Below are 20,977 nucleotides of genomic sequence, written 5' to 3' on the forward strand. Positions count from 1 at the left end.
GCGCGCGCGCAAACTTGAGGTATACAATGCGCGCCATCGTGATTTAGCTCAGTAAAGGTGCGTCATGCAGCCCTTCGTAATTGCTCCGTCGATTCTTTCCGCCGACTTCGCCCGCCTCGGCGAAGAAGTGGACAACGTCCTCGCCGCGGGTGCCGACTTCGTTCACTTCGATGTCATGGACAACCACTACGTGCCCAACCTGACCATCGGCCCGATGGTTTGCGCGGCATTGCGCAAGTACGGCGTCACTGCGCCGATTGACGCGCACCTGATGGTCAGCCCGGTGGATCGCATCGTTGGCGACTTCATCGAAGCCGGCGCCACCTACATCACCTTTCACCCGGAAGCCACGTTGCACGTCGATCGCTCGCTGCAACTGATCCGCGAGGGGGGCTGCAAGTCCGGTCTGGTGTTCAACCCGGCGACTCCGCTGGACGTGCTCAAGTACGTGATCGACAAGGTCGACATGGTTCTGCTGATGAGCGTCAACCCAGGCTTTGGCGGGCAGAAGTTCATTCCCGGCACCCTCGACAAACTGCGCGAAGCACGGGCGATCATCGATGCGTCGGGGCGTGACATCCGTCTGGAAATCGACGGCGGCGTCAACGTCAACAACATCCGTGAAATCGCTGCCGCTGGCGCCGACACCTTTGTGGCCGGCTCGGCGATCTTCAATGCACCGAACTATCAGGAAGTCATCGACAAGATGCGTTCCGAACTGGCGCTGGCGCGCCCATGAGCGGTTTTGAGCAGCTGTTCCCGGGCAAACTGCCACGGTTGGTGATGTTCGATCTGGATGGCACGCTGATCGACTCGGTTCCCGACCTGGCAGCGGCGGTGGACAACATGCTGCTCACCCTCGGCCGCCAGCCAGCGGGCATCGAGTCGGTGCGCGAGTGGGTTGGCAATGGCGCGCCGGTATTGGTGCGTCGTGCGCTGGCCGGCGGTATCGATCATGCCTCTGTGGATGACGTCGAAGCCGAGCAAGCGCTGGAAATTTTCATGCAGGCCTACGGCGCCAGCCACGAGCTGACCGTGGTCTATCCCGGCGTGCGCGACACGCTCAAATGGCTGCAAAAGCAAGGCGTGGCCATGGCGCTGATCACCAACAAGCCGGAGCGTTTCGTCGCGCCGCTGTTGGACCAGATGAAAATCGGCCGCTATTTCAAATGGATCATCGGCGGCGATACCTTGCCGCAGAAGAAACCCGACCCGGCCGCGCTGTTCTTCGTGATGAAAATGGCCAACATCCCGGCCTCGCAATCGCTGTTTGTCGGCGACTCGCGCAGTGACGTGCTGGCCGCGAAAGCGGCGGGGGTCAAATGTGTGGCACTGAGTTACGGCTACAACCATGGCCGACCGATTGCTGAGGAATACCCGGCACTGGTGATCGACGACCTGCGCAAGCTAATTCCCGGTTGCCTGGATCCGGCCGCTGAGATAACGTTGCCCGACGCTTCTCAATCCCCTTCTGGAAACGCCATCGTGGTGGTCACCCGCAAACTCTGGATGAAAGTCATCAAGGCCCTGGCCCGCTGGCGTTGGCGCGCCTGACTTGTTTCTGGCCGGCCTGCCGGCGCGTTTGCACACCTGACTGACAGCACCTCACACCACGAGGCATCTTATGATTCGCGAAGAATTCCTGCGCTTGGCCGCTGATGGCTACAACCGCATTCCGTTGGCCTGCGAAACCCTGGCCGACTTCGACACGCCGCTGTCGATCTACCTGAAACTGGCTGACCAACCCAACTCCTACCTGCTCGAGTCCGTGCAGGGCGGCGAGAAATGGGGCCGTTACTCGATCATCGGTCTGCCGTGCCGCACCGTGCTGCGGGTTTACGATCATCACGTCAGCATCACCGTTGATGGCGTCGAGACTGAAAGCCATGACGTTGAAGATCCGCTGGCCTTCGTCGAAACCTTCAAGGCCCGCTACAACGTGCCGACCATTGCTGGCCTGCCGCGATTCAACGGCGGCCTGGTCGGTTATTTCGGTTACGACTGCGTGCGTTATGTCGAGAAACGCCTGGGCAAGTGCCCGAACCCTGATCCGCTGGGCGTACCGGACATTCTGTTGATGGTGTCCGATGCGGTCGTGGTGTTCGACAACCTCGCCGGCAAGATGCACGCCATCGTATTGGCCGACCCTGCGCAGGCGGATGCCTACGAGCAAGGTCAGGCGCAATTGCAGGGACTGCTGGAGAAGCTGCGCCAGCCGATCACCCCGCGTCGTGGTCTGGACTTCAGCAAGCAGCAGTCCGCTGACCCGGTGTTCCGCTCCAGTTTTACTCAAGACGATTACGAAAAAGCCGTCGACACCATCAAGCAATACATCCTCGCCGGTGACTGCATGCAGGTCGTGCCGTCGCAGCGCATGTCGATCGACTTCAAGGCCGCACCGATCGATCTGTATCGCGCCTTGCGCTGTTTCAACCCGACGCCGTACATGTACTTCTTCAACTTCGGCGACTTCCACGTCGTCGGCAGTTCGCCGGAAGTGCTGGTGCGGGTCGAGGATAACCTGATCACGGTGCGTCCGATTGCCGGTACTCGCCCGCGTGGCGCGACAGAAGAAGCCGATCTGGCGCTGGAAGAAGACCTGCTGTCCGACGATAAAGAGATCGCCGAGCACTTGATGCTGATCGATCTGGGGCGTAACGACACCGGACGTGTCTCGGAAATCGGTTCGGTGAAACTCACCGAGAAGATGGTCATCGAGCGTTATTCCAACGTGATGCACATTGTTTCCAACGTCACCGGCCAGTTGAAAACCGGGCTGACGGCGATGGACGCGCTGCGGGCGATTCTGCCGGCGGGCACCTTGTCCGGGGCACCGAAGATTCGTGCGATGGAAATCATCGACGAACTCGAACCGGTCAAGCGTGGTGTGTATGGCGGCGCGGTGGGTTACTTCGCCTGGAACGGCAACATGGACACCGCGATTGCGATCCGTACCGCGGTGATCAAGAACGGCGAACTGCACGTACAGGCCGGTGGCGGCATCGTCGCCGACTCGGTGCCAGCGCTGGAATGGGAAGAAACCCTGAACAAGCGCCGTGCGATGTTCCGTGCCGTGGCACTGGCCGAGCAAACCCCGGATAGCTGAGTTCACGTCAATACCTGTGGGAGCAGGCTTGCTCGCGAAAGCGGCGGATCTGCGAATATTCATGTCGACGGGCACTGCGCTTTCGCGAGCAAGCCCGCTCCCACCGTTCGATTGGTGTTCAGCATAAAAAAACGCGGCGCCCGAAAGGACGCCGCGTTTTTTATTGATCCTAGAAGTCCAGCACGACGCCGACGTTAACCCCCTGCTGGGTAAAGTCATCGTCCTTGCGCAACGTATAACCGCCACGCAGCGCCAGATCGGCCGTCAGTTTATGGCTGACGCCCAGGCTCAAACGGTTCAAATGACTCTGCGGTGTGTAGCCCTCGAGTTTGAAGTCGTTGGCCGGCAGGGTATTGAGCGCGATGTTGACCTTCTGCACGTCATCCTCGTACTCACGTTCGTGGGCGTACTCACCAAACACCTGGGTTTGTGGGGTGATGTTGTACTTGCCCTGAATACCGAGGCCCAGACGTTTCGAATCGCGCGCCTGGTCATCGAAGGTCAGCGCTGTGGCCCGGTTGCTCTTTTCCGAGTAACCGTCGACATCCACGCTGGCGTAGTCGGCGCTGACGAACGGCGACAAATGCCATTCACTGCCCGGTTGGGCAATGTCGTATCCGATGCGGGTACTGAACGCCCACAGGTGGCCGTCGGTATCACCTTTCTCCGCACCTTCACTGACGCCCAGATCGAACTTACGCTTGAGGTTGTCGTAGTCGAGTTTGCCACCGGTCAGCGCAGCGTCAGCCCACCAGCGGTTTTGCTGGAACTGGGCGAAGGCTGTCGCCAGATAGCTGTTGAGTTTGTAGTCCGAATCGTTGTGGCCTGCCTCCAGATTCTGCCGGTAGAAACCTGCCGCTACGCCTAACCGCCAAGCGTCATTGAGGCGATAGCTGCCACCCACGTTGAGGTTGTAACCACTGCCGTCGGCGCTGGCGCCGCTGCTTTGGCTGTCGACATCCAGGTGCTGGCCACCGGCGGAGACAATCGCCCGCCACTGACCGACGGGTTGCCAGTTCTCCCAATCCGCTTTCCATTGGGTACGCAGTTCATCCTGGTGCGCACGCAGCGTGGCGTGGGCCATTTCCGGCAGCAGTGTCAGCTCCCACGGTGCGGCCAACAGCGAATAGGCGTAGTCGGAGATCAGTTTCTGCCCGGTTTCGGTCGGGTGTACGCCGTCGTTGTAGATCAGCTTGCTCGGATCCGGCGTCGCACTGTTGATGCCGTAGCGGGCATTCTCCGTGCAACTGCTGCCGCTGAAGCAGGTTGCGGTCAGGTTCTGGTCGGTGGCCAGGCCAAAACGTCCGGGATCTGCGAAAGCCTCCGACAGGAGCACTGGAATATTCAACGGAATGATTTCAGCGTTGATGCCCTGTAAACGTGTCACCAATTGGCTGTTGAACTGGCTGGCGAGTTGACTGCTGAGCGCCTGAAAAGGCGTACCGTTGATGGCCGGGGTCAAACCGACATCAGGCAACAGCCAGACCATCACGTATTTGGCGCCGGCCGTTTGCAGGGCTTGTACGCTGTCAGCCAATCGGTCGGCACCCGCGTTAGCCTGAGGCAGGCTGAGAATTCGACCCTGCAGGAAGTCATTGCCACCGCCGGAAATGTAGTACAGCGCATTCGGGTCGGCGCGCAAGCCGTTCGACGGCAGGTAGCCGGCGCGGGTGCGTTCCCCTGTGGCAGATTGCGTAGTGATCGAGTCAAGGATCTGGTCAGTTCGATACCCCCCCACCGCCCAGTTGTTGCCGTCCGGCAGGCCTGCGTTGGCGCGTACAGCGGAGCTGGAGGAGGCCGTTTGATCCGCCGTAAACCCGAGGCGTCCGCCCAGCAGTTGCGTGGAGTTCAGCGAGCGCAGTTCACCGCTGCCATCCAGATAAACCGGGCCGGTACGGTTGGTGTAGCGCTGGGTGGCGCCCGCCGGGCCGCCGGTGTCGGTGAATGTCCCGGCATCGTTGAGGCTGTCGCCAAAGACAATGAAGCTTGAGTATGGATTGGGTGCAGCATTCGCCTGGGCGCAGGCCAGGGCGAGCAAGCAACCGGCCAGCGGTGCAAACAACGTCTGTTTGATCATGAGCAAGTCCATTTATTTATTGTTGTAGGTGAACGAAACGACAGTACCAAAAACTTTCGACCTTTAGCCATCGGTCACGAACCCTTGCGTAGTTTTGTCCCCAGTCAGCCCCGCCATATTGCACGCTCTGCCCAGCTAAGTTACTGTGCCGGAACGTATGAACGAGACCTTCCCCGTGTTGATCACCAGCAAACTTCTGGATCAAGTCATCAAGGCACACGCCCGTTGGCGTTGGCGCGCCTGAATCTTTTCTGCCGGCCTGGCCGGATTTGTATCGCTTTGCCTTCCTTGCCCGTTTGAAATGCCGCTTTGCCGACGCCACCTGTGCGCCCGACATCGTGCAGCGCCCTGCGGGCAAGTCATCTGAAGGCTGTCTTCAAGTCAGAATTCAAGAGGTTCGAAACGCCATGTTGCTGATGATCGACAACTACGACTCCTTTACTTACAACGTTGTGCAGTACCTCGGCGAGCTGGGTGCCGAAGTCAAAGTCGTGCGCAACGACGAATTGACCATTGCCGAAATCGAAGCGCTCAAGCCAGAGCGCATCGTGGTTTCTCCGGGGCCTTGCACGCCGACCGAAGCCGGCATCTCCATCGAGGCCATCAAGCACTTTGCCGGCAAGCTGCCCATTCTCGGCGTCTGCCTCGGCCACCAGTCCATCGGTCAGGCCTTTGGCGGGAATGTGGTGCGTGCCCGCCAAGTGATGCACGGTAAGACTAGTCCGGTATTCCATGAGGACAAGGGCGTTTTCGAAGGTCTCAACCATCCGCTGACTGTCACCCGCTACCACTCGCTGATCGTCAAGCACGCGACCTTGCCCGATTGCCTGGAGCTGACGGCCTGGACGCAACACGAAGACGGCTCTGTCGACGAAATCATGGGCCTGCGTCACAAGACCCTGAACATAGAAGGTGTACAGTTCCACCCCGAGTCGATCCTGACTGAGCAGGGCCATGAACTGTTTGCCAACTTCCTCAAACAAACCGGCGGCACGCGCTAAGGACTTCCCGTGAATATCAAGACAGCCCTGAGCCGTATCGTCGATCACCTCGACCTCAGCACCGATGAAATGCGCGACGTGATGCGCGAAATCATGACCGGCCAATGCACTGACGCGCAGATCGGCGCGTTCATGATGGCCATGCGCATGAAGAGCGAAAGCATCGATGAAATCGTCGGCGCCGTATCGGTGATGCGTGAACTGGCCGATCAGGTCGAACTCAAGACCCTCGACGGTGTGGTCGATGTGGTCGGCACCGGCGGTGACGGTGCCAACATTTTCAACGTATCGACCGCTTCTTCTTTTGTTGTTGCGGCAGCGGGTTGCACCGTGGCCAAACACGGCAATCGCGCGGTGTCGGGCAAGAGCGGCAGCGCCGACTTGCTGGAAGCCGCCGGTATCTACCTCAACCTGACGCCGGTTCAGGTCGCCCGTTGCATCGACAACGTCGGCATCGGTTTCATGTTTGCCCAGACCCATCACAAAGCCATGAAGTATGCCGCCGGCCCGCGCCGCGATCTGGGGCTGCGTACGCTGTTCAACATGCTCGGCCCGCTTACGAATCCGGCCGGTGTTAAACATCAGGTGGTGGGTGTGTTCAACCCGGCGTTGTGCCGCCCGTTGGCGGAAGTCTTGCAACGCTTGGGCAGCAAGCATGTGCTGGTGGTGCATTCCAAGGATGGTCTGGACGAATTCAGCCTTGCTGCGCCGACTTTTGTTGCCGAGCTGAAAAACAACGAGATCACCGAGTATTGGGTCGAACCCGAGGACTTGGGCATGAAGAGCCAGAGCCTGCACGGCCTGTCGGTCGACGGCCCGGAAGCTTCGCTGGCGTTGATCCGCGACGCACTGGGCAAGCGCAAAACCGAGAACGGCCAGAAAGCCGCCGAAATGATTGTGCTCAACGCCGGCGCGGCACTCTACGCCGCCGACGTGGCCAGCAGTTTGAAACAAGGCGTGGAGCTGGCGCACGACGCTCTGCACACCGGCCTCGCTCGGGAAAAACTCGAGGAGCTGGGCGCCTTTACCGCGGTATTCAAAGTGGAGAATGAAGGATGAGTGTACCGACGGTTCTGGAAAACATTCTGGCGCGCAAAGTTCAGGAAATCGCCGAGCGTAGCGCTCGTGTGAGCCTGAGCGAGCTGGAAAATCTGGCCAAAGCGGCCGATGCGCCCCGTGGTTTCGCCCAGGCGTTGTTGGCGCAGGCCAAGACCAAGCAGCCGGCGGTCATTGCCGAGATCAAAAAGGCGTCGCCAAGCAAAGGCGTGATCCGCGAAAACTTCGTTCCGGCCGACATTGCCAAAAGTTACGAGAAGGGTGGGGCGACCTGTCTTTCCGTACTGACCGATATCGATTACTTCCAAGGCGCCGATGCGTACCTGCAACAGGCTCGCGCCGCGTGCAAACTGCCGGTGATCCGCAAGGACTTCATGATCGATCCGTACCAGATCGTCGAAGCCCGTGCGCTGGGCGCCGACTGCGTGCTGTTGATCGTTTCTGCACTGGATGACGTGAAAATGGCCGAGTTGGCGTCGGTGGCCAAAGGCGTTGGTCTTGATGTCTTGGTAGAAGTGCACGACGGTGATGAGCTGGAACGTGCGTTGAAAACTCTCGATACGCCACTGGTCGGGGTCAACAACCGTAATCTGCACACTTTCGACGTCAGTCTGGAAACCACCCTCGACCTGCTCCCGCGTATTCCGCGCGATCGTCTGGTGATCACCGAGAGCGGCATCCTCAACCGTGCAGATGTCGAACTGATGGAAATCAGCGACGTTTACGCGTTCCTGGTCGGCGAAGCGTTCATGCGCGCCGAAAGCCCGGGGGTCGAATTGCAGCGTCTGTTCTTCCCGGAACGTGGGGCTGCGGTCAGCGGCTCGACCCTCGACTGATCTTTTTTGCAGGCGCCCGCGTCCCCTTTGGGGCCGGGCTTGCTCGCGAAGAGGCCCTCAAATTCTCTAAAGACTTCAAGTCTGTCGGAGCCATGCATGTCGCAGCCAACCGCCCTGACCATCGAAGCCGGACTGCAAGCCGAGCAGGACTTGCTCGCCTCCGTCTGCGCCGGTGATGCGGAGTTCGGTCTTCTGTTCTGGCGACCCAGCGACCGCGCGCTGGTCATGCCGCGCCGCCTCAATCGCCTCCCCGGTTTCGAACATGCCTGCGAAGTCTCTGCCGCTGCCGGCTGGCCGGTGCTTCTGCGCGAAACTGGCGGCGAACCCGTCCCGCAATCTGCGGCGACGATCAACATTGCACTGGTCTACGCGCCACCCCGCAACGAAGGCGATCTGAACCGCATCGAAACCGGCTACCGCCGCTTGTGCGATCCGATCTGTCAGTTGCTTGATGAGTTGGGCGGCACATCGTCCTTGGGTGAGATCGACGGAGCGTTCTGCGACGGGCGTTTCAACGTTAATCTCGACGGCCGCAAAATGGTTGGCACCGCCCAGCGCTGGCGCCAGAGTCAGGGCGGACAGCGTCCGGTAGGCCTGGTACACGGTGCAATGCTGATGGAGAACGAACGCGAATCGATGGTCGCGGCGGTCAATCGTTTCAACCAAGCTTGTGGCCTGGAATCGCGAGTGCGTGCCGAAAGCCATATTGCTTTGCACGAGAAATTCAGCGCGCCACAGGCGTTGGCGCGACTCGATGAGCTCTTTCGTTTAATGCTGGCGCAGATGTACAGCGTCGGTATCTAACGCGTACCGAAGACCACCATCGTCTTGCCTTTCACGTCGACCAGGTTGCGCTCCTCCAGATCCTTGAGCACACGACCGACCATCTCCCGCGAACAACCGACGATCCGGCCGATTTCCTGACGGGTCACCTTGATCTGCATGCCGTCCGGGTGGGTCATCGCGTCGGGTTGCTTGCACAACTCCAACAGGCAGCGTGCCACTCGTCCCGTGACGTCGAAGAACGCCAGATCGCCGACCTTGCGCGTGGTGTTGCGCAGGCGTTGTGCGATTTGTCCGCTGAGGACGTAAAGAATGTCCGGATCCTGCTGTGACAATTCGCGGAACTTCGCGTAGCTGATTTCCGCCGTTTCGCACTCGACCTTGGCCCGCACCCAGGCACTGCGCTGCTGTTCCTGGCCGGCCTGTTCAAACAGTCCCAGTTCGCCGAAGAAGTCCCCCGCATTCAGGTACGCAATGATCATCTCGCGGCCGTCGTCATCCTCGATCAGGATCGTCACCGACCCCTTGATGATGAAGTACAACGTGTCCGAACGATCTCCAGCACAAATGATGTTGCTCTTGGCCGCATGCCGGCGGCGTTGACAATGCGTCAACAGCTTGTCGAGGTTCTTGATTTTGGGTGTGGGGGTAATAGCAACCATGGTTGTATCCCGAAAAAACTGCACGGTTATGTTTGATTTTTTATGAGGCGCTGAAGGCGGTCGCTACACAACTGGCTGAGCGCCAGCGAATTGGCGCCAGCTTACCAGACACTTCCGCGCAAATTCGAGAAATTACCTACGCTGGTGGAGCATTCGTCCTATGAACGCTGCTCGCTGCCAGAGCAAAGCCCTGTGATAAGCTGGCGACCCTTTTTTTACAGTGGAGTCTGGGCGATGAAGGCACGCATCCAATGGGCTGGTGAGGCCATGTTTCTCGGCGAATCCGGTAGTGGGCATGTTGTGGTCATGGACGGTCCGCCGGACGCCGGTGGTCGTAATCTGGGTGTTCGCCCGATGGAAATGCTCCTGCTGGGCGTCGGCGGTTGCAGCAACTTCGACGTGGTCAGCATTCTGAAAAAGTCCCGCCAGAACGTTGAAAGCTGCGAAGCCTTCCTTGAAGCCGAGCGCGCGACTGAAGATCCGAAGGTGTTCACCAAGATCCACATGCACTTCGTGGTCAAGGGCCGTGGCCTGAAAGAAGCTCAGGTCAAACGAGCTATCGAACTGTCTGCCGAAAAATATTGCTCGGCTTCGATCATGCTCGGCGCCGCTGGCGTTGCTATCACCCACGATTACGAAATCGTCGAACTCGGTTGAATCGACATTCAACCGTCATAAAGGCAGTGCAGGATCTGGCGACCCCCGGTTGACGTCTGCATGATGCGCCACTTTTTTAAGGGCGGTGATCGGCCAGCCGGCGGGGCCGAGGCACAAAAAAGGCGACTACTTAGCGGTAGTCGCCTTTTTTATGGCTGGGATAAAGAAGCGGTGGGCGTTGACTGACCAGCGATGAGGCTCTTTCGCAGGGATGCAATCTTCAGATCCGGTAGGTGCTCTTGGTCATCACCTTCGCCAAAAGACTCATCCCGAACTTGACCGGTGCCGGAAAGCGGAAACCGCCAGCCTCCAGCGCACTTTCGGCATGATGCTCTTCATCGATACGCATCTGCTGCAGAATTGCCCGAGATTTTTCATCCTCAGTCGGCAGTTGCTCCAGATGCTCATTCAAGTGTTTGCACACCTGATGCTCGGTGGCCGCGACAAACCCCAGGCTGACCTTGTCGCTGATCAAGCCAGCGACAGCACCGATGCCGAACGACATGCCATAAAACAGCGGATTGAGAACGCTGGTATGGCTCCCTAGTTGCTGGATGCGTTGTTCGCACCAGACCAGGTGATCAATTTCCTCTTCGGCGGCGTGCTCCATGGCTTCGCGCACCTGCGGCAACTTGGCGGTCAGCGCCTGGCCCTGATACAGCGCTTGGGCACAGACTTCACCGGTATGGTTGATACGCATCAGGCCGGCGACATGGCGGGTGTCTTCGTCGCTCATTTGTGTTTCCGGCTGCAGGATGGCCGGCGACGGGCGGTACGGCTGGCCACTGAATGGCAGTAATGTACGCATCGCGGCATCGGCTTGCAGCAGAAGACGGTCAATCGGCGAGTAGTGACGTTGGGTAGTCATGCTGACCTCCGGGAAGAATCTCGATGGCCAGTTTAACCGAATCGGCCAGGGAAGGTTTGCGCTGGGTCATATGCCGCAGGGGCATGCCGCTTTGTGGGCGCGGGGTGTGCTCGCGAAAACGGTGTGTCAGCCGAAGATGCTCCGAAAGTACTCACATCTTCACGAGCAAGCCCCACCCCCGCAGTGGAGGGGATTGTGCCTTAGCCCGGTGGCCAGTTCATCTGGCGCTGACCCAGTACGTGCATATGAATGTGATAGACGGTCTGCCCACCTTTTTCATTGCAGTTCATCACCACGCGAAAGCCTTCTTCACAACCCAACTCCAGCGCCAGACGCTGTGCAGTGAACAGGATATGCCCAGCCAGTGCCTTGTCGTCTTCAGTCAGATCATTGAGGGTACGCACCGGTTTCTTCGGGATCACCAGAAAATGTACCGGTGCCTGAGGGGCGATGTCGTGGAACGCCAGAACCTGGTCGTCCTCGTAAATGATGTTCGCCGGGATTTCCCGGTTGATGATCTTGGTGAACAGAGTATCCACTGCTGTTTTCTCCGTTGTGTGGGCTGGCCTGAGTGTACTCATGGGGAATGGGCCCGCCCAGTGTTTTGCCGTAGGACAGTTCAGCGCGGGCAGTAAGCCTTGTTGACCATGCCGACGAGGGTGCGATTGAGCCAGCGCGAACCGAGTCGCGGCAGAAACGCGAGCCAGCGATTGCGCCGTCCTGGAATGATGATCGCGCGGTTTTTTTCCAGTGCGCGCACGGTGTATAGCGCGACGTCTTCGGGACTCATCAGCATTTTGCTGTCGTTGAGTTTGTCGTTGTTGAGCTGCGCGGTGCGGAAAAAGGCTGTGCGGGTAGGGCCAGGGCACAGAACCGAAACTTTTACTGCGCTCTGCTTGAGTTCCACGCGCAGCGCTTCGGAAAAATGCAGGACATAGGCCTTGCTGGCGTAGTACGTGCTCATCCACGGGCCGGGATTGAACGCGGCAATCGAGGCAACGTTGAGAATCTGCCCGCCACCCTGCAGCGCCATGCTGTTGCCGATCGCATGGCACAAGCGGGTGAGGGCGAGGATGTTGACCTCGATCAGATCCTGTTCGGTCATCCAGTCCTGAGCCAAAAAGGGGCCACAGGTACCGATGCCGGCGCAGTTCACCAACAGATCGATCTGTCGGTCACCTTCTTCCAGCTCCAGCAAAAAACCGGACAGGCGCAACGGCTCGCCCAGATCGCAGGCGCGGAACAGCACCTCGACGCCGAAGCGCTGGGTCAGTTCGATCGCAATGCTTTCTAGCTGATCACGCTGTCGTGCCACCAGAATCAGGTTGCGGCCGCGCCGGGCCAGCGCTTCGGCCATGGCCAGGCCGATTCCGCTGGAGGCGCCAGTGATCAGAGCGTAACGGGTCATGCCATTCTCCATCGCAACAACTGCGCGCCAGCGACGCGGGTGTCACGGCGGTGAGCGCTGTTCATTCGTTCGCAGAGTCTACAGGGGCCTGCGCGGCTTCGGCTGCCTCGTCAGCGGAATTTGCTGCCGGCTCGACTTCGACATCGATTTCGTCGGTGGTCACAGAGCCGCTTTCGTAACTGCTTTCCAGGGTGCTTTCGTATTCCTGCTGAACCGCCGAGATTCCACCGAGTATTGCGCCCGCGAATATCAGCGCGACAAACACGATCCACAGGGAGCACAGCACTTTCACTGCGGTGCTGTTGGGGGGCGGTGGAGGGCCATAGCGATTGGCGACGGTATTGCCGGGGACGGCCATAATCACCAGCGGGAAGAAACTGCCCACGAACGGTACAAGGTTCAGTAACCACAGCCAGCCTGACCAGCCGATGTCGTGCAAACGTTGAACGGTGAACAGGATGCTGACAATCATGAATCCCAGAAACAGGAAAAAGGCAAAGATGCCGCCGATGATCAGTCCGGTGGTGGAGTCACTGCTGACCAGTCCCAGCGCAATCAAGGCGAACACGCCGACGATGGGCATCGTCACCAGGCTGAGTACCATCGTCCAGGCCAGAAAGCGTAAACGTCCAATCCTGCCTTCGACGCTGAATGGTTTGAGCGTGGCGAATGGCGGCAGGCTCTCGCCTACGCTGGCGCGAGGTGGTGCATAGGGTGAGTCCGGTTCTGCCACGCCAGCGGATTGTTCGTGGACGTCCGATAGCTTCAGCTCAATGGCTGTTTCTGTTTCGATGCGCGCATCGATCCCGGTTTTGCTCAGCGCTTGCAAATAAGCTTGGGCATCGCCATGGGACAGGTCGCGTTTGAGTGCCACTGTACTGCCATTGAACAGACGCTCGATGGCGGTCACTTCGGTTTTGAACAGATCCGCCAGATTGAGTTTGGCAGTGGTGATATCGACACCGGGCTGTAGAGCGCCGTCGAAAACGATCTTGTAACGGGTGTCGCTCATGAGCGAGGCATCCTTGTCGCGAGTAGATTGAAAGGTCGTTAGTGTAAGGCCTGTCCACCAGGGACGGGCGCAATTTTCTCAGCGAGGCCAGCGTTTGGGCAACTGCGCTGCGCGCTCCTGGGCCTGGCGGTACTCGGCATCGAGGCGCGCGATCAACTGATCCACGCTTGGCAGATCATCGATCTGTCCGACACCTTGACCGGCAGACCACACGGTTTTCCAGGCTTTGGCTTCGTCGCTTATCGGTTTGAGCTTGTCGCCGAAATTCACTTCACCCTTGCCTTGTAGCGCGGTCATGTCGAAACCGGCCGCCTCCAGGCTTTGACGCATGAAACTGGCCGGCACCCCCGAGACCGCGGGAGTATGAATGATGTCTGCCGCTTTGGCTGTCAGCAGCATCTGCTTGTAGGCGTCAGGTGCATGACTTTCAGTGGTGCCGATAAATCGCGTACCGAAGTAGGCCAAATCCGCGCCGAGCATCTGTGCAGCAAGAATCTCATGCCCATGGTTCAGGCATCCTGCAAGCAACAACGTTTTGTCGAAGAACTCACGGATCTCGGCAATCAGTGCAAACGGGCTCCAGGTGCCAGCATGACCACCGGCGCCAGCCGCGACCGCAATCAAACCGTCGACACCCGCCTGGGCAGCCTTCTCGGCATGACGGCGGGTGGTGACGTCGTGGAAGACCAGACCGCCATAGCTGTGCACGGCGTCGACCAGCTCCTTGACCGCGCCGAGACTGGTGATGACGATGGGCACCTTGTGCTCGATGCAGATATTCAGATCCGCCTGCAAACGCGGGTTGCTGTTGTGAACAATAAGGTTCACTGCGTACGGTGCCGGGTTGCTCAGTGTCGCCAACCCCGCTTCGATCTGTTCCAGCCAGGCTTTGAAACCGCTGCTTTCGCGTTGGTTCAGCGCCGGGAAGCTACCGACCACGCCATTACGGCAGCAGGCGATCACCAGTTCAGGGTTGGAGATCAGAAACATCGGCGCCGCTACCACTGGCAGGCGCAGACGTTGTTCGAGCAGAGCGGGCAGCGACATTGGAAGTACCCCAAAGTGTTGTGTTCGTTGAAGTTAGAACGGCTTGACCACGACCAGAATTACGATAGCCAGCAATATCAGAACCGGCACTTCATTGAACCAGCGATAAAAGACATGGCTGCGGGTGTTCTCGCCACGAGCGAAACGTTTTACCTGCGCGCCGCACATGTGGTGGTAACCGATCAGCAAGACGACCAGGGTCAGTTTCGCGTGGATCCAGCCCCCCTGGCTGAAGATGCTCGGGTTGAGGTAGATCAGCCAGCCGCCAAAAATCAGCGTAGCGATCATTGCCGGGCCCATGATGCCGCGATACAGCTTGCGCTCCATGACGCTGAAGCGTTCCTTGCTGACGGTGTCTTCACTTTGCGCGTGATACACGAACAGTCGCGGCAGGTAAAACAGCCCGGCAAACCAGCAAACGACGCTGACGATGTGAAAAGCCTTGATCCACAGATAGAGCATTTTGGTTTTTCCCTCATTCACGGTAAGCCGGATAGTAGAGGCTTGAGCGTCCGCACGTCACCTTGATGGTTGTCGCAGGCGCGCGTGGCCCCTATTATCGACGGCTTTCCAGTGGGTTCGTTGAGGGCAGGTTTATGGTCAAGGTCGGTATCGTCGGCGGCACGGGTTACACCGGTGTCGAACTGCTGCGTCTGTTGGCGCAGCATCCGCAGGCAGAAGTGGTCGTGATCACTTCCCGATCCGAGGCCGGTCTGCCCGTGGCTGACATGTACCCGAACCTGCGCGGACACTACGACGGCCTTGCGTTCAGCGTGCCCGATATCAAAACGTTGGGCGCTTGCGATGTGGTGTTTTTCGCGACGCCGCACGGTGTGGCTCACGCACTGGCAGGTGAATTGCTGGCCGCAGGCACCAAGGTCATCGACCTGTCTGCGGACTTCCGTCTTCAAGACGCTGAAGAATGGGCAAAGTGGTACGGTCAGCCTCACGGTGCTCCGCAGTTGCTGGATGAAGCTGTCTATGGCTTGCCTGAAGTCAATCGTGAGCAAATCAAGAAAGCACGCCTGATCGCGGTGCCGGGTTGCTATCCAACCGCAACACAGTTGGGTTTTCTGCCGTTGCTTGAAGCCGGTCTGGCCGACACCACGCGTTTGATCGCTGACTGCAAGTCCGGTGTCAGCGGTGCAGGTCGCGGCGCGGCTGTAGGCTCGCTGTACTCCGAGACGTCGCAAAGCATGAAGGCCTACGCGGTGAAAGGTCACCGTCACCTGCCGGAAATTCGCCAAGGGCTGCGTCGTGCAGCGGGCAAGGATGTCGGTCTGACGTTCGTTCCTCACTTGACCCCGATGATCCGTGGCATTCATTCCACGCTCTACGCGACCGTGGTTGATCGCTCGGTGGATCTGCAGGCATTGTTCGAAAAGCGTTATGCCGATGAGCCGTTCGTCGATGTGATGCCAGCCGGCAGTCATCCGGAAACCCGCAGTGTGCGCGGCGCCAACGTTTGCCGTATTGCGGTTCACCGTCCGCAGGATGGCGATCTGGTTGTGGTGTTGTCAGTGATCGACAACCTGGTCAAAGGCGCGTCGGGGCAGGCGGTGCAGAACATGAACATCCTGTTCGGCCTGGACGAGCGTTTCGGTCTGTCCCACGCCGGTATGCTGCCGTAACCTTTCGTTTGCACAGTAAAAAGGCTCGTTGAACGGGCCTTTTTGCGTTCTGAACCGCCGATCGGCTTGATTGATATACCGTAACAATAGTTGACCGATTTTCTCGGACAAGCGGATAATGCGCGTCATCACGCATTATGGCGGCGTAACGCCGGGAGATAGTCAGCATGAGCGTCGAATCCTTCACCCCCACGGCTTTGCAATTCACCCACGGTGCCGCGCACAAGGTGAAGAGCCTGGTCGATGAAGAGGGGAATGATCGCTTGAAGCTGCGCGTATTCGTTACGGGCGGCGGTTGTTCAGGGTTTCAATACGGTTTCACCTTCGATGAAGAGGTGGCAGAGGACGACACCATCGTCGAGCGCGAAGGCGTGAGTCTGGTGGTTGACCCGATGAGCTTCCAGTACCTGGCCGGTGCCGAGGTGGATTACCAGGAAGGTCTGGAAGGTTCGCGTTTCGTGATCAAGAACCCTAACGCCACCACGACCTGTGGTTGCGGATCTTCGTTCTCGATCTGATCGCACTTCGCTGTACACAGCAAAACGCCGCAGAGCCTCACGGTTCTGCGGCGTTTTGTTTTCTGTGAGTTGAGTCAGGCCGGATAGATGGCGCCAAGTACTCGAAGGCCGCGGGCGCCGGTGACACTTGGGCGGTTGGCGGCAATGCCTTCGAGACAGCAATGGGCCAGCCAAGCGAAAGCCATGGCTTCGACCCAGTCCGGGTCTACACCGCGCGTGGCGGTGCTGGCGACTTTTGCCTTCGGCAGCAGATCGGCCAGTCGCTTCATAAGCGTGGCATTGTGCGCGCCGCCACCGCAGACCAACAGTTCTCTGGTATCGGATTGAGCGCTTTGCAGCGACTCAACGATAGTCAGCGCAGTCAGCTCCAGCAACGTGGCCTGGACGTTTTCAGCAGCAAGCTTCGGTAGGTGCGAGAGGTGCTGCTCCAGCCAAGGCAGATTGAACACTTCCCGCCCCGTGCTTTTCGGCCCTTTGGTCACGAAGAAAGGGTCGCTGAGCAGTGCTTTGAGCAGGCTTGGTTCAACGGCGCCAGTGGCTGCCCACTGACCATTGCGATCGTAGTTTTCTCCTACTTGTTGGTGAATCCAGGCGTCCATCAGCACGTTTCCGGGGCCGCAGTCGAAACCGGCTACAGGCTTGTTCGGCTCGATCAGGCTGAGATTGCTGAAACCGCCGACATTCAAGACAGCCTGGTTGCCGGTACGCTCTTCGAACAAGGCTTCATGGAAGGCTGGTACCAGTGGCGCGCCTTGGCCTCCGGCAGCGACATCGCGGCTGCGGAAGTCGCTGACCACGGTGATCCCCGTCAACTCTGTCAGCAGGGCTGGGTTGCCGATTTGTACGGTGAAGCCGCGTGCGGGCTCATGGCGAATGGTCTGGCCGTGACTGCCTATCGCGCGTATGGCTTGAGGTTGGAGCTTCTGCTGATCGAGGAGGGTGTGAATGCCCCGAGCGGCGAGCTTTACCCAGTTCTGCTGTGCAATCGCAGAGCGGGCGATCTCGTCAGGGCCGCTGGCGCACAAGCCAAGTAGCTCGGCGCGCAGGGGTTCAGGCATAGGGATGTAATGCGAGGCGATCAGTTTGATCGCCGGGGCAAGTTCGATCAGCGCGATGTCCAGGCCATCGAGGCTGGTGCCCGACATTACACCGATATACAGGGTCATGGCTTAACGCTTGCTCGAAGCCAGCATTGTGGCCTTCTCTTTATCCATGCGTGCCATCAGCGGCTGGCTCTGAGCCATGAAGCGAGCGCGCTCGGATTTGGCGATCGGATCGGCCATTGGCAGTTTTTGTCCCAGTGGATCGACGTGAACGCCGTTGACCTGGAATTCATAGTGCAAGTGCGGACCGGTGGAGAGGCCGGTGGTGCCAATGTAGCCGATCACTTGGCCCTGCTTGACGGTACCACCGGTTTTTACGCCTTTGGCGAAGCCTTGCATGTGGCCGTAAAGGGTACGGTAAGTATTGCCGTGCTGGATGATCACTGTGTTGCCGTAGCCACCGCGACGGCCGGCCAACAGCACTTTGCCGTCACCGGCAGCCTTGATTGGGGTGCCGCGTGGTGCTGCGTAATCGACACCTTTATGAGCGCGGATCTTGTTGAGAATAGGGTGTTTACGTCCCATGGAGAACTTCGAGCTGATGCGGGCAAAGTCCACCGGGGTACGGATAAACGCCTTGCGCATGCTGTTGCCGTCAGCCGTGTAATAGCTGCTGTTGCCCTGTTTGTTGGTGTAACGAACTGCGGTGTAGGTCTTGCCTCGGTTGGTGAACCGCGCGGACAGGATCGGACCGTTGCCGACAGCTTTGCCGTTAACCACTTTCTGCTCGTAGATGACGTCGAAATCATCACCCTGACGGATGTCCTGCGCAAAGTCGATGTCATAGCCGAATACGTTGGCCATATCCATGGTCAGGCTGTGAGAGAGACCAGCACGCGCAGCGGACTGCGACAGCGAACTGTTGATGACGCCGTGTGCATAAGCAGTGCGAACGGTAGGTTTCGCGATAACACGGTTGAAGGAATAACCTTTGTCATTCTTGGTCAGGGTGATGGTTTCGACATCACTGACCTTGCTGTGAAGGCTGGTCAGTTGCCCTTCCGGATTCAGATCGAATTCGAGTTTCTGGCCGTGTTTGAGCTGGCTGAATTGCTTGGCTTGCTTGTCACTGGCCAGTACTTCATGCACGGCCGAAGCCGGCAGCCCCACCTTTTCGAATAATGTGGACAGCGTATCGCCCTTGGCGACGACGATTTCACGGTGTCCGGGGTCTTTCGGTTTTTCGGGGGGCTGAGCTGTCGCAGAGGCGGTTTCAGGGGCGTTTTCGCTACTGTTTTCTACCTGTGCAAATGGCGAAGCTACTGGCTCGTTTGTGGCTTGAGCCGCGTCAGCGGCGTCTTGATCTTGTGCCAGTTGATCAGCAGGACTTTCCAGTTCAAGGCTCAGGGTTGTCTTTTTGGCTTCAACATCACTGGAAGGAAATACCAGGAGCGCCAGGCTGAGAAGGGCGGCGATTCCACTTGCGGCGAGCAGGTGGGTCTTCGGGTAAAGCGGCGGCGCTTTAGACTGTTCTGTGGTCATAAGTAATTTTGACTTTGAAAAATGATGAATTGGAAAAGATGAATGACATGATGAAGATGAAATAACTGTATAAAATATAACCAAATCATCTCTGAAGCAAGTCTACAGACCTCGCGTCTGTGGATTGGTGTCCGTACGCCGGGCAAAACTTGTAATTGGTGCGCGATCTTGTATGGTTGGTTCCCTTTGAATCTGAGCCTTGCGGGTCTGTTATGAAGTCGGTTGAAGAGCAGCTAGCGCTGATTAAACGTGGTGCGGAAGAACTGTTGGTCGAGTCCGAGCTGGTCGAGAAGCTCAAGCGTGGCCAGCCGCTGCGTATTAAGGCTGGTTTCGATCCAACCGCTCCCGATCTGCACTTGGGTCACACCGTGCTTATTAATAAGCTGCGCCAGTTCCAGGAGCTGGGGCATCAGGTGATCTTCCTTATAGGTGACTTTACCGGGATGATCGGTGATCCGAGCGGCAAGAGCGCAACACGGCCGCCGCTGACTCGTGAGCAGGTTTTGGAAAATGCCGAGACATACAAGACTCAGGTGTTCAAGATTCTTGATCCGGCGAAGACCGAAGTTGCGTTCAACTCCACCTGGATGGATCAGATGGGGCCGGCAGATTTCATTCGTCTGACTTCGCAGTACACCGTTGCTCGCATGCTTGAACGTGATGACTTCGATAAGCGATACACCACCAATCAGCCGATCGCGATTCACGAATTTCTCTATCCGTTGGTTCAGGGTTATGACTCTGTCGCTCTGCGTGCGGATGTCGAGTTGGGTGGTACCGATCAGAAGTTCAATCTCCTGATGGGGCGTGAGTTGCAACGTGGTTATGGTCAAGAGGCTCAGTGCATTCTGACTATGCCGCTGCTGGAAGGGCTGGATGGCGTGAAGAAAATGTCCAAGTCGCTGGGCAATTACGTCGGCATCCAGGAGGCGCCTGGTGTCATGTACGGCAAGCTGGTTTCTATTCCGGATGCGCTTATGTGGCGTTACTTCGAGTTGCTCAGTTTCCGTACCATGGATGAGATTGGTGCGTTCCGTGCTGATGTAGAGGCTGGAGCCAATCCGCGCGATATCAAAATCAAACTGGCTGAAGAGATCGTTGCACGCTTCCATGGTGAAGAGGCGGCTGCCAATGCTCACCGCGCAGCGGGTAATCGTATGAAGGATGGCGAGTTGCCGGATGATCTGCCGGAGATCGAATTGGCTTCTGCTGAAGATATGCCAATCGCTGCTGTCCTTAACAAGGCGGGCCTGGTGAAGAACTCCGCTGCTGCACGAGATCTGCTGGCTTCTGGTGGTGTGCGGGTTGATGGTGAGGTGGTTGATCGCTCCTTTATATACGTACTGGGGGCGACTCACGTTTGCCAGGCCGGTAAGAAGGCATTCGCGCGTATTTCGTTGAAGTCTGAGGGGAATTGAAAATAGGTGTTGACGGCGAATTCCAGACGTCTATAATTCGCCCCACTTCCGGCGCAGTCGAAACGAAAAACTCCCTGAGATTCAATGAGTTATGAGGTTTTCGGCAGCAAGTTGCTTCAGTTCATCGAAGCCAGAAAGAAGTTGAAAAAGAGGTGTTGACAGCAGCGTGTAACGCTGTAGAATTAGCCTCCCGCTGACGAGAGATCGAAGGCGCAAGTGGTTGAAGTTGTTGAAGAATTCTTCGAAAGCTTCTGAAAATAATCACTTGACAGTAAATGAGGCTGCTGTAGAATGCGCGCCTCGGTTGAGACG

21 protein-coding genes are annotated in these 20,977 nt (G+C 58.2%); 11 read left to right on the forward strand and 10 right to left on the reverse strand.

What is annotated here, in order from left to right; translation table 11 throughout:
- Positions 1 to 64: 64 nt before the first annotated feature.
- The 3 genes from rpe to trpE all read left to right on the forward strand — a co-directional run bounded on the left by rpe (position 65) and on the right by trpE (position 3,106).
- A complete protein-coding gene (gene rpe, locus AACY02_RS19210; protein ID WP_007918813.1) occupies positions 65 to 739 on the forward strand; it encodes a ribulose-phosphate 3-epimerase in 675 nt (224 codons plus the stop codon).
- The gene (locus tag AACY02_RS19215; protein ID WP_339433318.1) at positions 736 to 1,554 is read left to right on the forward strand and encodes a phosphoglycolate phosphatase; all 819 of its coding nucleotides are present in this window, start codon (positions 736 to 738) and stop codon (positions 1,552 to 1,554) included. The genes rpe and AACY02_RS19215 overlap by 4 nt, the downstream gene beginning before the upstream one ends.
- Positions 1,555 to 1,624: 70 nt before the next feature.
- Positions 1,625 to 3,106: an anthranilate synthase component I gene (trpE, locus tag AACY02_RS19220; protein WP_339433320.1), complete on the forward strand. Its 1,482-nt coding sequence runs from the start codon at positions 1,625 to 1,627 to the stop codon at positions 3,104 to 3,106.
- 169 nt (positions 3,107 to 3,275) lie between these two features.
- Here trpE and estP read toward each other — a convergent pair whose 3' ends face one another.
- The gene (gene estP / locus AACY02_RS19225) at positions 3,276 to 5,183 is read right to left on the reverse strand and encodes an esterase EstP (RefSeq protein ID WP_339433321.1); all 1,908 of its coding nucleotides are present in this window, start codon (positions 5,181 to 5,183) and stop codon (positions 3,276 to 3,278) included.
- Positions 5,184 to 5,590: 407 nt separating this feature from the next.
- Between estP and AACY02_RS19230 the strand changes: the two genes are divergently transcribed.
- From AACY02_RS19230 to AACY02_RS19245, 4 genes are all read left to right on the forward strand, one after another.
- Complete coding sequence (locus AACY02_RS19230) at positions 5,591 to 6,184, forward strand: aminodeoxychorismate/anthranilate synthase component II (protein WP_339433322.1); 594 nt, start codon at positions 5,591 to 5,593, stop codon at positions 6,182 to 6,184.
- Positions 6,185 to 6,193: 9 nt separating this feature from the next.
- Positions 6,194 to 7,243, forward strand: a complete 1,050-nt coding sequence (gene trpD / locus AACY02_RS19235) for an anthranilate phosphoribosyltransferase (protein ID WP_123532375.1) — start codon at positions 6,194 to 6,196, stop codon at positions 7,241 to 7,243.
- Positions 7,240 to 8,076, forward strand: coding sequence for an indole-3-glycerol phosphate synthase TrpC (trpC, locus tag AACY02_RS19240; protein WP_339433323.1), 837 nt, complete (start codon positions 7,240 to 7,242; stop codon positions 8,074 to 8,076). The genes trpD and trpC overlap by 4 nt, the downstream gene beginning before the upstream one ends.
- A gap of 96 nt (positions 8,077 to 8,172) precedes the next feature.
- Entirely contained in the window at positions 8,173 to 8,880 is a 708-nt protein-coding gene (locus tag AACY02_RS19245; RefSeq protein ID WP_339433324.1) for a lipoate--protein ligase family protein, read from the forward strand.
- On the opposite strand, the gene crp is transcribed toward AACY02_RS19245, so the two are convergent.
- Complete coding sequence (gene crp, locus AACY02_RS19250; protein WP_339433325.1) at positions 8,877 to 9,521, reverse strand: cAMP-activated global transcriptional regulator CRP; 645 nt, start codon at positions 9,519 to 9,521, stop codon at positions 8,877 to 8,879. The genes AACY02_RS19245 and crp overlap by 4 nt on opposite strands.
- A 234-nt stretch (positions 9,522 to 9,755) precedes the next feature.
- Between crp and AACY02_RS19255 the strand changes: the two genes are divergently transcribed.
- The gene (locus AACY02_RS19255) at positions 9,756 to 10,178 is read left to right on the forward strand and encodes an OsmC family protein (protein ID WP_221731079.1); all 423 of its coding nucleotides are present in this window, start codon (positions 9,756 to 9,758) and stop codon (positions 10,176 to 10,178) included.
- A 220-nt stretch (positions 10,179 to 10,398) separates the two neighbouring features.
- On the opposite strand, the gene coq7 is transcribed toward AACY02_RS19255, so the two are convergent.
- The 6 genes from coq7 to hemJ all read right to left on the reverse strand — a co-directional run bounded on the left by coq7 (position 10,399) and on the right by hemJ (position 14,975).
- Complete coding sequence (gene coq7, locus AACY02_RS19260) at positions 10,399 to 11,046, reverse strand: 2-polyprenyl-3-methyl-6-methoxy-1,4-benzoquinone monooxygenase (RefSeq protein ID WP_339433326.1); 648 nt, start codon at positions 11,044 to 11,046, stop codon at positions 10,399 to 10,401.
- A 200-nt stretch (positions 11,047 to 11,246) separates the two neighbouring features.
- Positions 11,247 to 11,585, reverse strand: coding sequence for a histidine triad nucleotide-binding protein (locus AACY02_RS19265; protein WP_122594836.1), 339 nt, complete (start codon positions 11,583 to 11,585; stop codon positions 11,247 to 11,249).
- Between the two features lie 80 nt (positions 11,586 to 11,665).
- Entirely contained in the window at positions 11,666 to 12,454 is a 789-nt protein-coding gene (locus AACY02_RS19270) for an SDR family NAD(P)-dependent oxidoreductase (RefSeq protein WP_339433327.1), read from the reverse strand.
- 61 nt (positions 12,455 to 12,515) lie between these two features.
- The gene (locus AACY02_RS19275; protein ID WP_339433328.1) at positions 12,516 to 13,466 is read right to left on the reverse strand and encodes a DUF805 domain-containing protein; all 951 of its coding nucleotides are present in this window, start codon (positions 13,464 to 13,466) and stop codon (positions 12,516 to 12,518) included.
- Positions 13,467 to 13,544: 78 nt separating this feature from the next.
- Positions 13,545 to 14,513, reverse strand: coding sequence for an NAD(P)H-dependent flavin oxidoreductase (locus tag AACY02_RS19280; RefSeq protein WP_339433329.1), 969 nt, complete (start codon positions 14,511 to 14,513; stop codon positions 13,545 to 13,547).
- A 33-nt stretch (positions 14,514 to 14,546) separates the two neighbouring features.
- Positions 14,547 to 14,975, reverse strand: a complete 429-nt coding sequence (gene hemJ, locus AACY02_RS19285) for a protoporphyrinogen oxidase HemJ (protein ID WP_339433330.1) — start codon at positions 14,973 to 14,975, stop codon at positions 14,547 to 14,549.
- A gap of 134 nt (positions 14,976 to 15,109) precedes the next feature.
- Between hemJ and argC the strand changes: the two genes are divergently transcribed.
- Together argC and erpA are read left to right on the forward strand one after the other, a co-directional pair.
- Positions 15,110 to 16,144 (forward strand): N-acetyl-gamma-glutamyl-phosphate reductase, encoded by a 1,035-nt coding sequence (gene argC, locus AACY02_RS19290; protein WP_339433331.1) that lies wholly within the window; start codon positions 15,110 to 15,112, stop codon positions 16,142 to 16,144.
- A gap of 167 nt (positions 16,145 to 16,311) precedes the next feature.
- Positions 16,312 to 16,662 carry an iron-sulfur cluster insertion protein ErpA gene (gene erpA / locus AACY02_RS19295; protein WP_060541601.1) on the forward strand — a complete coding sequence of 117 codons (351 nt, stop codon included), beginning with the start codon at positions 16,312 to 16,314 and terminating at the stop codon, positions 16,660 to 16,662.
- Positions 16,663 to 16,736: 74 nt separating this feature from the next.
- Here erpA and AACY02_RS19300 read toward each other — a convergent pair whose 3' ends face one another.
- Both AACY02_RS19300 and AACY02_RS19305 read right to left on the reverse strand, forming a co-directional pair.
- On the reverse strand, positions 16,737 to 17,828 hold the full coding sequence (locus tag AACY02_RS19300; protein WP_339433332.1) for an anhydro-N-acetylmuramic acid kinase: 1,092 nt from the start codon (positions 17,826 to 17,828) through the stop codon (positions 16,737 to 16,739).
- A 3-nt stretch (positions 17,829 to 17,831) separates the two neighbouring features.
- Positions 17,832 to 19,247: a peptidoglycan DD-metalloendopeptidase family protein gene (locus tag AACY02_RS19305; RefSeq protein ID WP_339433336.1), complete on the reverse strand. Its 1,416-nt coding sequence runs from the start codon at positions 19,245 to 19,247 to the stop codon at positions 17,832 to 17,834.
- A gap of 212 nt (positions 19,248 to 19,459) precedes the next feature.
- Between AACY02_RS19305 and tyrS the strand changes: the two genes are divergently transcribed.
- On the forward strand, positions 19,460 to 20,665 hold the full coding sequence (tyrS, locus tag AACY02_RS19310; RefSeq protein ID WP_339433333.1) for a tyrosine--tRNA ligase: 1,206 nt from the start codon (positions 19,460 to 19,462) through the stop codon (positions 20,663 to 20,665).
- Positions 20,666 to 20,977: the final 312 nt, after the last annotated feature.

It is taken from the genome of Pseudomonas sp. EA_65y_Pfl2_P78 (assembly GCF_963970495.1).
GTDB lineage: Bacteria > Pseudomonadota > Gammaproteobacteria > Pseudomonadales > Pseudomonadaceae > Aquipseudomonas > Aquipseudomonas baetica_A.